Genomic DNA, 14,245 nt, shown 5'->3' with positions numbered 1-14,245 from the left:
GGATGTTCAAAACTGCATATTAATTTGTTAAGTCCATGTTAATTCACACACAGGTTAACGTTAATTCATTATTTTTTTACCGGAGCCTTTACCACTTTTTTAACTACAGGTTCAACCTTCTCTTTTGCCTCACTTATTACATCTTTAGCCGTAACGGTTGCTTTTCTTATTGATTTTTTAACGGTGCCTGCTGCCTGCTCAGTAGCTTCAGCAACCGCTTCTTTAGCCGATTCAATTTTTGGCTGAACAACTTTCGCTATATTCTTTACCGTAGGTTTCACTGCTTTAACTGGTTTAGCAATGGCCTTTTCTGCTTTTTCTTCTGTAGCGATGGCTGCAACCTTAACACTTTGTACCACTGGTTTGGCTTTGGCGACGGCTTTTTTTACCACTTTCGCTACACTTTTTTCTGCTTTATTTGCTGCCTTTGTTACCGGTGTCTTAATTTCGGCTGCTGTTTCTTTAGATGAATGAAGGATGCCATCAATTTTATGCCCAACATCGGCTTTAATTACCGTAAATTTTTTGGTTAATTTTTTTGCCACACGTTTGCTTGCTTTGGCCACTTCGGTACTAATCTCTGATGCATCATGGCCGAGGCTCATAATCACCTCTAAAAATTGAGCGGTTAACGATTGTTCTAATTGTTTCTTTGCATCTTTTTTAGTTACTTTTTGAGACTTTGCTTTAGTGGTTTTCATATTATTTTTCGTTTTTTTGTGAAACCGATTTATTTCTTTTTAAATCTACTAATTTTTTACTTTAAAGCTAAAACCATGCCTTCTTTTGATATTGTAAGTAAAGTTGATGCGCAGACTCTTGACAACGCCATTAACAATGCTAAAAAAGAAATATTGAACCGTTTTGATTTCAACGGTTCAAAAAGTACTGTCGATCTGGATAAAAAAACGAATATTGTAACCATTGTGACCGAAGATGATATGCGTCTAAAAGCGATAGAAGGTTCAATTATTTCCAGGATGATGAAGCAGAATCTTGACCCTAAAAGTATGGATTTTGGTAAGGAAACCATCGCTTCCGGCAATATGATCCGAAAAGAAATTACCATTAAGGAAGGCTTAGATAAGGAAGCCGCCAAAAAGGTAGTGGCGAAGATTAAAGCTAGTGGCTTAAAGGTACAGCCGTCTATCATGGATGATCAGGTTAGGGTTACAGCAAAAAAGATAGATGACCTCCAGGCCGTAATTAGTTTATGCAGGTCTGAAGATTTCGATCAGCCTTTACAGTTTATCAATATGAGGAACTAATTTTAAACTGAGTACGTTTTCCGCTAATATCTGCGGGATAAATTGTGCTGATTAACGATCGTCATCGCGAAGCTGAAGCAATCTTACCCGAAGAGACCGTAAAAAAGATTGCTTCGTTAGCTGAGAAAGCCTTCCTCAGCAATGACGACGATTAAAGATATCTTCGTACAGTATGGCTCTAGCCGACTGATTCTTTATTAAAATCTTTTTTAAAAGAGATTGCTTCACTTCATTGCCAGGCCAACTGCTCTAGTCCGGAAGAGGATCTATCGAGTGTGATCATTTTTGTAAGAACGTTCCGCTACTGATCCTGTACCAGCATAGCAAACCTTTTCCTGCAACGCTTGTTAAGTTAAATATCAAAAACAAATAGATTAACATGAAAAAGATATTTATTTTATCAACGATAGTTGCAGCGTCCATGAGTTTTCAGGCTTGCCAAACCGCAGACAAGAAATCTTCTACCACAAAAGACAGCGTTAGCGGTGATACCACTATGGTTAATGGGAATCATGTTGCCGGATCGGAAGTGGTAGAATCCGGTATTGATGAGGCTGGTGCGAATTTCTTGAGAAAAGCCGCAGTGGGTGGTATTATGGAAGTGGAGGCCGCCAAAATTGCACAAAAAAATGCTTCAAGCCAGGAGGTAAAGGATTTCGCTGCAAAAATGCTGGAAGACCACACTAAAGCCAATAAAGAACTAAAAGAATTTGCGGTTAAGAAAAAAGTAATCACACCTGATGCCTTACCTGCAGATGATCAGATTCATCTTGATGAGATGAAAAAAATTAAAGGTATAGCATTTGATAAACATTATATGGGCATGATGGTTACCGATCATGAGAAAACCATTGCCTTATTTAAAGAAGGTATTTCCAATAAAGATTCTGGCCTGAAAACCTGGGCAACTAAAACACTGGCCACTATTGAACAACATGATGAGATGGCTAAAAAGATTGCCTTAGGTTTAAAATAGCATTTGCCAAATGGCATGTATCAGAAAAATCCCAATTTACTTGGGATTTTTTTTATTTATAAAGTTTGCAAAAAATCATTTTTAGCATAATTTATGTGAAAGAAAAAAATTAAAATTATCTTTCACCGTTTAAATCAAAAAAACACAAATGAATAAGAATAGAATTTTTAATGTGCTGTTAACCGGTGCATTTGTTATTGCGGTTCCTTTATTTGCCAGTGCGCAGAAGGCAAACTGGCAAAATCTTGATCTGAAAACCGATTCAACATTTGGAATCAGTACAGAGAAAGCGTATAAAGAATTGCTTAAAGGTAAAAAATCAACTAAAGTTATTGTTGCCGTAAATGATGGTGGTGTTGATGCAATGCATGAAGATCTAAAGCGCATCATGTGGGTAAATGCCAAAGAGATTGCCGGAAATGGTAAGGATGATGATAAGAATGGCTACATAGATGATATTCATGGCTGGAACTTTATTGGAGGTCCGAAAGAGTCTGTGAATTTTGAGACATTGGAACTCACCCGTTTAGTTCGCCGTGATCAGGCACGTTTTGCCAATACCACCGATGCTAACGTTGCAGAAAAAGATAAAAAAGACTGGGAAGCCTTTAAATCCATGAGGGCTGATCTGGAAAAACAACTGGCTGAAGCAAAACAAGGCCTGGCAGGGATTTCTGGTTTCAAAAATGCTTTGGATGGAGTGGTGAAGAAAATTGGCAAGGAAAACCCAACTGCCGAAGATTTCAAAAACTTTAAGCCTGCCAATGATATTGAAACACGTATCCAGGGAGTGATGCTACAGCAACTGGCAAGCGGCAGCTTTAAAGATTTTTATGAGAACCAGATTCAGGAAGGTGTGGATTATTACACCCGTCAGGCTAAATACAACCTGAATTTAGATTACAACCCAAGAGCGATTGTCGGCGATAATCCCGATAACCCTAAAGAAAAGTTCTATGGTAATAATGATGTAACCGGACCTGATGCCATGCACGGATCACACGTGGCCGGTATTATTGCGGCTGACAGAACCAATAATATCGGGATCATGGGTGTTGCCGATAATGTAGCCATTATGGGCGTAAGATGTACACCCAATGGTGATGAGCGTGATAAAGATGTAGCCAATGGGATCCGCTATGCAGTAGATAATGGTGCCAAGGTGATCAACATGAGTTTCGGCAAAGCTTATAGCTGGGATAAAGCTATTGTAAATGATGCGATGAAATATGCGGCTTCAAAAGATGTGTTGATTGTACAGGCTGCAGGTAATGAAAATAAAGACATCGATACGGAGAACAACTTCCCTAACCACAAGGATTTAGATGAGAAAACCATTGCCTCATGGATAACGGTTGGTGCATCTGGCCCGAAGGATGATGAAACATTAAAAGCAAGTTTCTCTAATTTTGGTAAAACGCAGGTGGATGTGTTTGCACCCGGCGTTAAAATCCATTCTACCGTTCCCGGGTCTAAATACAAGGATTTGGACGGAACCAGTATGGCCTCTCCTGTGGTTGCTGGTTTAGCCGGATTAATCCGTTCTTACTACCCAAAATTATCTGCTGCGCAGGTAAAGGAAATCATTGTAAAATCAGTAACAAAGGTTAACCACAATGTATCATACAAAAAAAGTGATGATGAAAATGCAGAAAATGTTTCTGTCCCTTTCTCCGATCTATGTATCAGTGGCGGTGTAGTAAATGCTTATGAAGCACTTAAATTAGCGGCAACATATAGTGGAAAATCATCTGCAAAATAAGTTCATCGCATAATAAAAGGGGCGGATTTTCTATTGAAATCCGCCCCTTTTTCCTTGAGGTTGCCCAATCAGAGCGGCACAACCATCAGTTACATTTAAGTGGAAGCCAGAATTTTATCAGGCGTAATCGGTAAGTTTCTGATTCTTTTCCCGGTGGCATTGAATACGGCATTGGCCACAGCGGCAGAAAAACCAATCAGTGCAATTTCACCCATTCCCTTAGCTCCCATCGGATTAATGTAAGGATCAGGTTTGTTTATAAAATGAACTTCAATTTCGGGAATATCTGCATTCACCGGCACATGATAGTCTGCAAAGTTATTATTAATATACCTTCCATAGCGGTGATCAATAACGGATTCTTCAGTTAAAGCCATTCCAACCCCACCCACAGCACCGCCCACCATTTGGCTACGGGCTGTTTTCGGACTTATAATGGTTCCGGAATCGCCAACAGATACGATTTTATCCACTTTCACTACACCGGTTAAGCCATGTACTTTTACCTTAACGAAATGAATGGAGAATGAATACATCGAATAAGCTTCCCTTTCTTTTCCTGCCTGGCTTTGCTTGGTCATTTCAACAGATGGCAAATTATTCTTTTTCAATACCTCCACAAAATTTGAGGTGGCATCCATATTCGCGTTAGCAGCTAACTCCGCTATAGTAGATTTCAAGGCTACACAAACATCATTCACGGCTGAACCTACAGTAGAAAGCGTAGCAGAACCACCCTGACTTGGTGCGGGAGGCAGAGAAGAGTCGCCCAGTTCAAAAGTAATTCTATCGGCCGGAATATTCATTAATTTACTGGCAATCAATGTCATGCCGGTTCCTGTACCAGGCCCGATATCGCTGGTTGCGCTTTGCAGTACCAAGGAACCATCAGCTTTTAAAATTCCTTTCACGCTGGCTCTTCCCCTGTTGGCGTTAAAAACGCCTATACTTACACCATAACCTGTTTTCCATTGACCTTCAATCAGGCTTCCAGGTTTATTTTTTCTTTCGTTCCAGCCAATTTTCTGTGCACCGATGCGATAGGCTTCCTTAATATTTTTATCGGAGAAGGGCAGATTTCTTTGCTGATCCCGCTCCGGATCATTTTTAATCCTGAATTCCAGCGGGTCCATATCCAGTGCATGTGCCATTTCATCTATTGCACTCTCCAATGCAAATGCACCTGTGGCTTCTCCAGGTCCGCGCATCCAGATGGGCACACCCAAATCCACCGGCACAACCGTGTACTGGGTATTCACATTATCGCACTGATACATAAATTTCGCCATATTCACCACCCCTTCAGTGAAATTCTCGTAAACGGAAGTTTCACCAAAAGCAAGGTGTGTAATTCCTGTAAGCGTTCCGTCTTTTTTAGCCCCCAGACCAATCGTTTGAATGGCTGCAGGGCGATTCCCTACCATCGTAAACATTTGCATTCTGGTCAGCATCAGTTTAACAGGCTTCCCAAGATATTTGGAGGCCATTATAGTTGCGATTTCTACTGGCCAGGTCCTCAATGCCATACCGAAGCCCCCACCTACAAATTCTGAATTCACCCGGATATTTTCATTGGGGATTTTAAAAACGTTGGCAATAGTGCCCTGAGTGGCCTTTACCCCCTGGGTTTTCGCATAAACGGTCAACTGATTGTTTGGTCGCCAATCGGCAATCATGCCATGCAATTCCATCGGGTTATGCGTTTCGATAGGCAAATGATATTTTTCCTCAATTTTAACTTCAGCAGTTTTATAGGCATCCTCTACACCACGTTTATAATCAGGCTGTCCCTGCAGTTTTTTGGCTTTAGCATCAGCCACAGCTTTATCAAAATCAGTATTAAATTGTTCTTTTGTATAGGTTGCCTCAACCAGTGATGCGGCGTAAGTAGCTCTTTCAAAAGTATTGGCAACCACCATGGCAATAGGTTGTCCGTTATAAAAGATTTTATCTGTATAAAAGATCTTCAGCGGAGAACCGCCATCTTGCTCATAACCTGGTGCCGATGGCTTATTTAAATGAGAAAGTACTGCCATTACCCCTGGGGCCTTCTCAGCAGCTTTTGTATTAAGCGTTGTGATCTTACCCTTGGTGATCGTACTGGTGACAAGTACACCATAGGTTAGCCCTGGAAGCGCGTACTCTGCAAAATATTTAGCTTTTCCCGTTACTTTGAATATTCCGTCGACACGGTCATTTTCATCTTTCAAAATTCTTTTTTCCATGATTAAGCCTTTGATGTTGCTACGGTTAACGCTTCTATAATTGAATTGGGTGCCATCCTGATTTTGAAATCATTTTCACCAAAGCCTTTTGCATCTTTCATCGCCAGTTTTGCGGCTTCTTCAAAATTGGTAGCAGAAGCTTCTTTCCCTTTAAGGAAGTTTTCTGATGCTGTTAAACGCCAGGGTTTATGTGCCACTCCGCCCATTGAAAGCCTCACTTCAGTAATTTTATGATCGGCTGAAATTTCTAATGCCGCTGCAACTGAAACCAGTGCAAAGGCATATGATGCCCGGTCTCTCACCTTCAGGTAGTGGAAATTTTTAGCCAGTTGGTTAACTGAAATCTCCAATCTGATGATCATTTCATCAGCCTTTAAGTTATTGTCCAGCTGTGGCGTATCTCCTGCCAGGCGATGAAAATCTTTAAATAATATTTTACGCTCTCCTTTCGGATTAGCCAGTACAACTATCGCATCTAAAGCAATTAGTGCCACGCACATATCACTTGGATGAACAGCAATGCATTTTTCTGATGTTCCAAAAATAGCATGCATCCTGTTGAAACCACCTATAGCCCCACAGCCCGAACCCGGCTGGCGTTTATTGCAGGGCATTTCAGTATCATAGAAATAGCCACAGCGGGTTCGCTGCATCATGTTTCCGCCAACAGTGGCCACATTACGCAACTGAGCAGATGCACCTGCATTTAATGCCATGGCCAGCAAGGGAAGTTTTTCTTTGATTAGCGGATGCTCCGCAACAGCCGTATTAGAGGCCAGTGCACCAATAATAATGGTATCACCCACCAGTTCGATTTGTTTCAAAGGTACATGGTTAATATCGATCAGTTTTTCTGGTGTAGCTACTCCACGTTTCATCAGATCAATGAGATTGGTACCACCAGCCAGGAACTTCGCATTTTTATCCTTTGATATTAAGCTCAGTGCAGATTTTGAAGTCGTTGTTCTTAAGTATTGAAAGTTAATCATATTTTATTTCCTCCTTTCGATACTTCAACAATGGCATCAACGATATTAGGGTAAGCACCACACCTGCAAATATTTCCACTCATATATTCACTGATTTCTGAACGTGAATTTGTATGTCCTTCATTTACGCAGGCCACCGCCGACATAATCTGCCCGGGCGTACAATAGCCGCACTGGAAACCATCATGTTTAATAAAAGCAGCCTGCATCGGATGAAGTTCATTGCCATTGGCCAGGCCTTCAATGGTGGTGATTTTTTTACCTTCATTCATCACCGCAAGGCTTAAGCACGAATTGACCCGTTCTCCGTCAACATGCACCGTACAGGCTCCGCACTGGCCATGATCACAACCCTTCTTGGTACCGGTGAGATGTAGTTCTTCACGAAGATAATCCAGCAATGTAACCCGGGGCTCCACAGAAGCCTGGTAAGTTTGATTATTTACCATAAGATTTAAGGGAATTCTTTCAAAAAGTTCGGCAAAACGTTCATCAGCCTGGCCTTCTGCCGCTTTTAAAGCTATTGTTGGAGTAAGGGCCACGGCAGTGATCAGTGAGCTTTTTTTAAGAAAATCCCTCCTGCTGTCGCCCTGATTATTTTTCGAATCAGATGAGTGCATAAAATATGTTTTGTAAAAATGGTGCAGTTTTAAATATCGGGAATATTAATCTTAAAATTACCCTCATCAGGAATTTAGAATAATTCTATCCGGTAATATTTATGTTTCGATGCGTCTTTGAATGTTCTGATCTTAATCCTGTTAAATATTAGATTGAAATCAACAGCCTTTCACCTGATGCTTAAAATTCAGAAAAAACTATTTGTTAAATGATTTCATAAAATCTGATACCATTTTCTATTTTTACCCAATGGAAGAGATGAAAGCACTGCCTGATTTATCTGCAGCAGAACAACGCGTATTAGGTTCACTGATTGAAAAAAGCAGAACCACTCCTGATTATTATCCCATGACATTAAACAGCCTGACTGCGGCCTGTAACCAAAAAAGCGCCAGAAACCCTGTGGTGAATTATGATGAAGAAACCATTACGCTGACCTTGAATTCACTTAAAATAAAAGGTTTAATTTCTACTGTAACAGGAGGTTCAAGCAGAACAATTAAATATAAACATAACCTTGGAATTGTATATCCGCTGGTGCCCGCTGCGCTTTCTATCCTGTGCCTGTTGATGTTGCGCGGACCACTGACACCTGGGGAAATAAACAGCAATGCTGCCAGGCTTTATGAATTTGACAGTATTGAGGAAGTTTTGGAGCAGTTACAAAAACTCTCTGAAGAAACGCAGCCATTTGTTAAACAACTGCCTAAAAGAACCGGTCAGAAAGAAGCACGGTTTGCACATTTACTGGGAGACCAAGCCGAACCCGAGGAGACTGAACAGGCAGCTCCTCAAGCAACAATTTTCCAGTCCAATGAAGAACTGGAAAATCGTATTTCAAAACTAGAACAAGAACTCGAAGAATTAAAAGAACTGGTTAACCTTTTAATGGATAAATAATTATCCTTCGTATTTTTTGAAAATTGTACTCGCCACATGACCACCGAAACCAAAGGTATTGTTAAGTACATAGTTGATCTCTTTTTTAATGGGTTCTGCAAGAACAATATTCAGACCTTGGGGGATTTTCTCATCCAGTTTTTCGGTATTGATTGTTGGCGGAATGATTCCATCCCTGATGGCCAATATACTGATCAGGCTTTCAACGGCACCTGCTGCACCCAGTAAATGGCCTGTCATTGATTTGGTGGCACCGATGATCACAGGTAAATTTCCGAATACTGTTTTTACCGCATTTAATTCACTTAGATCACCCAAACCTGTGGATGTGGCATGAGCATTAATATAATCAATCTTATCCGCTGTGATGCCTGCATCATGTAAAGCTTTTTTCATGCCCAATGAAGCACCTAAACCATCGGGAGGTGTTCCGGTTAAATGGTAAGCGTCGGCGGCCATTCCTCCGCCTACAACTTCAGCATAAATATGAGCACCACGATTGATGGCATGATCCAGCTCTTCCAGAATTAATGCTCCGGCACCTTCTCCCATCACAAAACCATCGCGTGTTTCGTCAAATGGTCTCGATGCCGTTTCAGGACTGTCATTTCTTTTAGAAAGTGCCTGTGCGGCGTTAAAACCACCAACAGAAGCTTCAGTTATAGCTGCTTCTGAACCTCCGGCAACCATGATATTGGCTTTACCTAAACGAATTGTATCAAAAGCACTGATAATAGCCGTATTGGAGGAGGCGCAAGCCGAAACCGTGCAATAATTTGGCCCGCGGAGTTTATGACGGATAGAAACCACTCCTGCAGCAATATCAACAATCATCTTCGGGATAAAGTACGGATTAAATCTTGGTGTCTTATCGCCCTGGTGAAATTCGGCCAGCTGTTGCTCGAAGGTAGAAATCCCTCCATTTCCGGTAGCCCAGATAACCCCGACTTCTGCAAGCTGATCATCTGTCATGATGGTAAAATCCAACCCTGCATCGGCAATGGCCTGATCAGTTGAGGCAATTGCATACTGCGTAAATAAATCGTACTTTTTAATTTCCTTCTTTTCAATAAATGAAGTGGCGTCAAAGTCCTTTACCTCAGCAGCAAAATGGGTTTTAAACTTGCTGGTGTCAAACTTAGTGATCGGACCCACTCCGCTTTTGCCAGCTAAAATATTTTTCCAAAAGCTATCTATCGTATTTCCAAGTGGGGTTATGGCCCCTAATCCAGTTACAACTACTCGTTTCATTCTATTTTTTTTAATTTTCTCCTGTGTACAGGTAAGGCATCAATCTAAAATTTCAATGCAATCGTTTTTACTTAACGCCGCAAAGGTGCCAATTCCTGTGCTTATTTATGGTATGTAAAGCGTAAAACTTCTTAACCGCCTGAAGCAACTGATCTTTTAGTCTCCAATCATACTTTCATACTCGTATTCATTGCCGCTAAAGGTGATTGCCTGAACAACTCATAAATTTTGCAGTATCTCCAACACGAATTTCAAACTCATCTTTTTCCAGCGCACTTATAAACGCATCAGCAACTATAGCAGGTTTGATGCCACCGTAACGATTCTAAATGGTACAGATCATGAATACTGTGGTTATTAGTTTGAATTTTGTAACTTTGTCACATGAGTACAATTGAAAGCCTTGAAGAATTCTATCAGAATAAATTTGATTTCCTCCCTGATAATCTGCAGAAAGATATGGGCCATTTCAATGTCTTTAAACTGGAAGACTGCCTTGGGGATGATAAACCACCCATGAATTACAGTCGAAGAGATTTTTATAAAATTGCATTGAACAGGGGGCATAACATTTATCATTATGCTGATAAAAGCGTAGAGATTAACGGCACGGCTTTAATGTTTTTTAATCCGCAGGTACCTTACACCTGGGAGCTCGCAAGCGGAAACATTGCTGACGTACGTGGTTACTTCTGCATTTTTACCGAGGCTTTTTTTAACGAAAAAATGCGTGGCCACATTGGAGATTTACCCATGTTCGCTTTGGGTGGAAAGCCGGCTTATGTATTAGATCAGCAACAGGATCAACTGATTTCATCTGTTTTTGAGAAAATGCTGGAAGAGATCAATAGTGATTATATCTACAAATATGACCTGTTGAGAAATTATACCACCGAAATCACACACTTTGCACTTAAAAGCAATCCTTCAGAAGCCTTATATAAACATCCCGATGCCAACTCACGGATTACGGCTGTTTTTACCGAACTTCTGGAGCGGCAGTTTCCGATTGAAAATACTTCGCAGCGGTTTACCATGCGTTCTGCAAAAGACTACGCCAGGCAACTTTCTGTTCATGTGAATCACCTGAACAGGGCAATTAAGGAAACTACCGGACGTACAACCACACACTATATTTCAGAGCGTTTACTTAGCGAAGCAAAGGCACTACTTAAACATACCGACTGGAATATCGCCGAAATAGGCTATTGCCTTGGTTTTGAAGAACCTACTCATTTTAATAACTTTTTCAAAAAATTAACCAACCATACCCCTACATCCTTCCGGATTGTTTGAATTTCGTAATCATCAGTTTGAATCCTGTAATACCATCATGTCATTCTTGCTGTAATTTTGTCTTAACAAAAAGAATAAAATTATGGGAATTAAAAAAGTTTGGTTTGTAACAGGTGCATCTAAAGGATTAGGACTAAGTTTAGTGAACCAGTTATTAAAGGCGGGTCAATCCGTTGCGGCAACTTCCAGAAATGTAAACGACCTGATTGCTGCAGTACACTCAAATGCTGAAAAATTTCTCCCGTTATCAGTAAATCTGGGAGATGAGCAAAGTGTCGAACAGGCTATAAAAGCTACGGTTAAACACTTTGGAAGAATTGACATTGTCATCAACAATGCCGGCTATGGCATTGGCGGCAGTATTGAGGAACTTACGGATGAAGAAACCAGAAACAGCTTTGATGTAAATGTTTTCGGAACCTTCAATGTCATCAGAAAAGTAAGTCCTTATCTAAGAGTGCAACGATCCGGTCATATTATTAATATTGCTTCCATTGCAGGTATTGCGGGTGCCACCGGCTGGGCAGTGTATTCGGCCGCAAAAGCAGCGGTAATTGCTCTTTCGGAAGTATTGGCTGAAGACCTGAAAGCATTCGGTGTAAATGTTACCGTTGTGGCACCAGGTGCTTTCAGAACAAGTTTTCTCACATCCGAATCACTGGTATTGACAAAAAATCCGATTGCCGACTATGAAGATGTTCGTGCCGTGCATTCCAGATATTTAAAAATGGATGGTGAACAGGTCGGTGATCCTGAAAAAGCCGCTGCAGCAATGATATCACTGGCAAGTATGCCAACCCCGCCTATTCATTTACTTTTAGGGAATGATGCTTTGCAACGGGCAACTACAAAAACTGACGCACTGATAAAAGAATATCAGGATTGGAAGGCAATAACAATTTCAACTGATTTTGATTAATCAGCAACGATCACCATTTATAAAAATTTAAACACAAAACTTATGGAAAATAAAAAAGTATGGTTTGTTACAGGTGCTTCAAAAGGACTTGGACTTACATTAGTAAAAAAATTATTAAGCCGCGGTGAACACGTTGCTGCAACTTCCAGAAACATAGCTGATCTGGAAAAAGCTGTCGGAAATCATGAACACTTTCTGCCACTTTCAGTTAACCTGATTCAAGAAAGCAGCGTGGAGGAAGCCATAAGCCAGACCATTAGCAAATTCGGACAAGTGGATGTAGTGGTTAACAATGCCGGCTATGGAATGCTTGGCGCATTGGAAGAGTTAAGCAACCAGGAAGCCCGTGAGAACTTTGATGTAAATGTTTTCGGCTCTCTAAATGTGATCAGAAAGGCATTGCCACAATTAAGAAAACAAAAATCAGGGCATATATTCAACATCTCCTCTATTGGTGGTTTCTCAGGCAATTTTCCTGGTTTTGGAATTTACTGTGCAACTAAATTTGCCGTGTCAGGATTTACAGAATCACTTGCGGCAGAGGTTAAATCATTAGGCATTAAAGCCACGGTGGTTGAACCGGGTTATTTCAGGACCGAGTTCCTGACATCAGGCTCACTGGCAGTTCCGGCAAATCCGATTGATGCTTATAAGGAAGTTCGTGAATCGCAAGCTGCGCACCAAAATGACATCAATAACCAGCAACCCGGCAACCCGTCCAAAGCCTGCGAGGTAATCATTGCAGCTGCAGATAGCGAAAACCCACCTTTACATTTATTTTTAGGCCCCGATGCTTATGCCGTTGCAAATACCAAGATTGCCGACGTACAGAAAGATATGGAAGACTGGTATTCGCTGGCAACCGCAACTAATTTTGACGAGATCAAAGTATAAACAACACCATTTTAATTCATGATCAGGAAGGGATAGTCATATCGCTTCCTGATTTTTTCAACTTTCTTAATTTAAGTTTGCCAGCTTGCTTTTTAATTCCGCTTCTGTAAATGTCTGTTCATAGAAACGCCTGACTTTTTGATTTACAAATAAAGTTGCCGGTATGGCACCTGACCATTTTTCATCAATCCTTTTGATATACTGTTGCTGATCTGGCTCATTTAGAAGGAAAACTTCTGCCTGAATATTATTTTTTTGCACAAATGGAATTACCGCTCTTTCTAATTTTGATTTAAAATCCAGACTGACCAGGAGTACCTGCACTGGTTTTTTTAAATTGGCCAGCCGCAACTTTTCAAAGTGAGGCAATTCATCAACACAAGGTGCACACCAGGTCGCCCAGAAATTAATGACATAAGTGGTATCCTTTCCGTTGCTGAGGCGTTTATCTAAATCATGTAATGTCAGCAACTTTACCTGAGCATCAGCTGAATAGGTGATGATTAATAAACAAAAGATAATAATGATGCGCATGTTTTGTATTAAGCTATTGGAGCCAGGTTATTCACATGGCGTAATCAGAATTGATTAAGACAACATTTAGTTTACTGAGCCTGATTTCACCAGAACTCTTTGATAAGCCGGTAAATTTAAATCATCTACAATTACCCCGCGGTTTGTACTCGCGTGTACAAAAAAGCCATTATTTAAATACACGCCAACATGATCAACATTATTTCCGCCAAAGGAGAAAAACACCAAATCACCTTCCTTTAAATTGTCAACGCTTTTATGTTTAATTACACTGGCCTGGTCTCGTGATACCCGTGGCAGCGTTACCCCGTAGATTTCTTTCTCCAGTAAAAATGCAAAACCAGAACAATCAACACCACTTTTATCCAACCCGCCAAAACGATATTTTACGCCTGTCCAATCGGTTATAAATCTATAGAGTTGCTTACTTTTTAAATTGGCCATCGCATCGGCGGCTTTTGATGCTTTGGTATCACTTTTAACGGTATATTTTCTCGAGCCGCAAGCTGTTATGATTAAGGAGAACATTAAAATTAACCAGAAAGAGTACTTCGTTTTCATCATATCGTTGTTATCTGCTATTCGACAAGTAAGCGCTAAACATGCAAAA

14 protein-coding genes are annotated in these 14,245 nt (G+C 40.7%); 7 read left to right on the top strand and 7 right to left on the bottom strand.

The window, feature by feature from the left end; all coding sequences use genetic code 11:
- Positions 1-68 precede the first annotated feature (68 nt).
- Positions 69-701 (bottom strand): hypothetical protein, encoded by a 633-nt coding sequence (locus tag CBW18_RS12210; RefSeq protein WP_088301621.1) that lies wholly within the window; start codon positions 699-701, stop codon positions 69-71.
- Between the two features lie 75 nt (positions 702-776).
- Between CBW18_RS12210 and CBW18_RS12205 the strand changes: the two genes are divergently transcribed.
- The 3 genes from CBW18_RS12205 to CBW18_RS12195 all read left to right on the top strand — a co-directional run bounded on the left by CBW18_RS12205 (position 777) and on the right by CBW18_RS12195 (position 4,006).
- Positions 777-1,268 carry a YajQ family cyclic di-GMP-binding protein gene (locus CBW18_RS12205; RefSeq protein ID WP_088301825.1) on the top strand — a complete coding sequence of 164 codons (492 nt, stop codon included), beginning with the start codon at positions 777-779 and terminating at the stop codon, positions 1,266-1,268.
- Positions 1,269-1,647: 379 nt separating this feature from the next.
- A complete protein-coding gene (locus CBW18_RS12200; RefSeq protein WP_088301620.1) occupies positions 1,648-2,244 on the top strand; it encodes a DUF4142 domain-containing protein in 597 nt (198 codons plus the stop codon).
- Between the two features lie 148 nt (positions 2,245-2,392).
- Positions 2,393-4,006, top strand: coding sequence for a S8 family peptidase (locus CBW18_RS12195; protein ID WP_088301619.1), 1,614 nt, complete (start codon positions 2,393-2,395; stop codon positions 4,004-4,006).
- A 95-nt stretch (positions 4,007-4,101) separates the two neighbouring features.
- On the opposite strand, the gene CBW18_RS12190 is transcribed toward CBW18_RS12195, so the two are convergent.
- From CBW18_RS12190 to CBW18_RS12180, 3 genes are read right to left on the bottom strand one after another with little or no spacing between them, the layout of a single operon-like run.
- A complete protein-coding gene (locus CBW18_RS12190) occupies positions 4,102-6,231 on the bottom strand; it encodes a xanthine dehydrogenase family protein molybdopterin-binding subunit (protein ID WP_088301618.1) in 2,130 nt (709 codons plus the stop codon).
- A gap of 2 nt (positions 6,232-6,233) precedes the next feature.
- Positions 6,234-7,220, bottom strand: a complete 987-nt coding sequence (locus CBW18_RS12185) for a xanthine dehydrogenase family protein subunit M (RefSeq protein ID WP_088301617.1) — start codon at positions 7,218-7,220, stop codon at positions 6,234-6,236.
- A complete protein-coding gene (locus CBW18_RS12180; RefSeq protein ID WP_088301616.1) occupies positions 7,217-7,840 on the bottom strand; it encodes a (2Fe-2S)-binding protein in 624 nt (207 codons plus the stop codon). Before CBW18_RS12180 ends, CBW18_RS12185 begins: the two co-directional genes overlap by 4 nt.
- Before the next feature lie 250 nt (positions 7,841-8,090).
- Here CBW18_RS12180 and CBW18_RS12175 point away from each other — a divergent pair, with 250 nt between their 5' ends.
- Positions 8,091-8,741 carry a YceH family protein gene (locus CBW18_RS12175; protein WP_088301615.1) on the top strand — a complete coding sequence of 217 codons (651 nt, stop codon included), beginning with the start codon at positions 8,091-8,093 and terminating at the stop codon, positions 8,739-8,741.
- Here the strand turns inward: CBW18_RS12175 and fabF are convergent, their stop codons facing one another.
- Entirely contained in the window at positions 8,742-9,992 is a 1,251-nt protein-coding gene (fabF, locus tag CBW18_RS12170) for a beta-ketoacyl-ACP synthase II (protein WP_088301614.1), read from the bottom strand.
- Between the two features lie 384 nt (positions 9,993-10,376).
- Here fabF and CBW18_RS12165 point away from each other — a divergent pair, with 384 nt between their 5' ends.
- The 3 genes from CBW18_RS12165 (at position 10,377) to CBW18_RS12155 (ending at position 13,101) form a co-directional block, all read left to right on the top strand.
- Entirely contained in the window at positions 10,377-11,288 is a 912-nt protein-coding gene (locus CBW18_RS12165) for an AraC family transcriptional regulator (RefSeq protein ID WP_088301613.1), read from the top strand.
- An 82-nt stretch (positions 11,289-11,370) separates the two neighbouring features.
- A complete protein-coding gene (locus tag CBW18_RS12160) occupies positions 11,371-12,207 on the top strand; it encodes an SDR family NAD(P)-dependent oxidoreductase (RefSeq protein ID WP_088301612.1) in 837 nt (278 codons plus the stop codon).
- Between the two features lie 42 nt (positions 12,208-12,249).
- Positions 12,250-13,101, top strand: coding sequence for an SDR family oxidoreductase (locus CBW18_RS12155; RefSeq protein WP_088301611.1), 852 nt, complete (start codon positions 12,250-12,252; stop codon positions 13,099-13,101).
- A 66-nt stretch (positions 13,102-13,167) separates the two neighbouring features.
- On the opposite strand, the gene CBW18_RS12150 is transcribed toward CBW18_RS12155, so the two are convergent.
- Positions 13,168-13,635: a TlpA disulfide reductase family protein gene (locus tag CBW18_RS12150; protein ID WP_088301610.1), complete on the bottom strand. Its 468-nt coding sequence runs from the start codon at positions 13,633-13,635 to the stop codon at positions 13,168-13,170.
- 66 nt (positions 13,636-13,701) lie between these two features.
- Positions 13,702-14,163, bottom strand: a complete 462-nt coding sequence (locus CBW18_RS12145; protein WP_253249024.1) for a C40 family peptidase — start codon at positions 14,161-14,163, stop codon at positions 13,702-13,704.
- Between the last annotated feature and the right edge of the window lie 82 nt (positions 14,164-14,245).

The sequence above is a fragment of the Pedobacter sp. AJM genome (assembly GCF_002197755.1).
Classification (GTDB): domain Bacteria; phylum Bacteroidota; class Bacteroidia; order Sphingobacteriales; family Sphingobacteriaceae; genus Pedobacter.
Note: the sequence above shows the minus strand (reverse complement) of the source record. Positions and strands in the feature narration are given on the sequence as shown.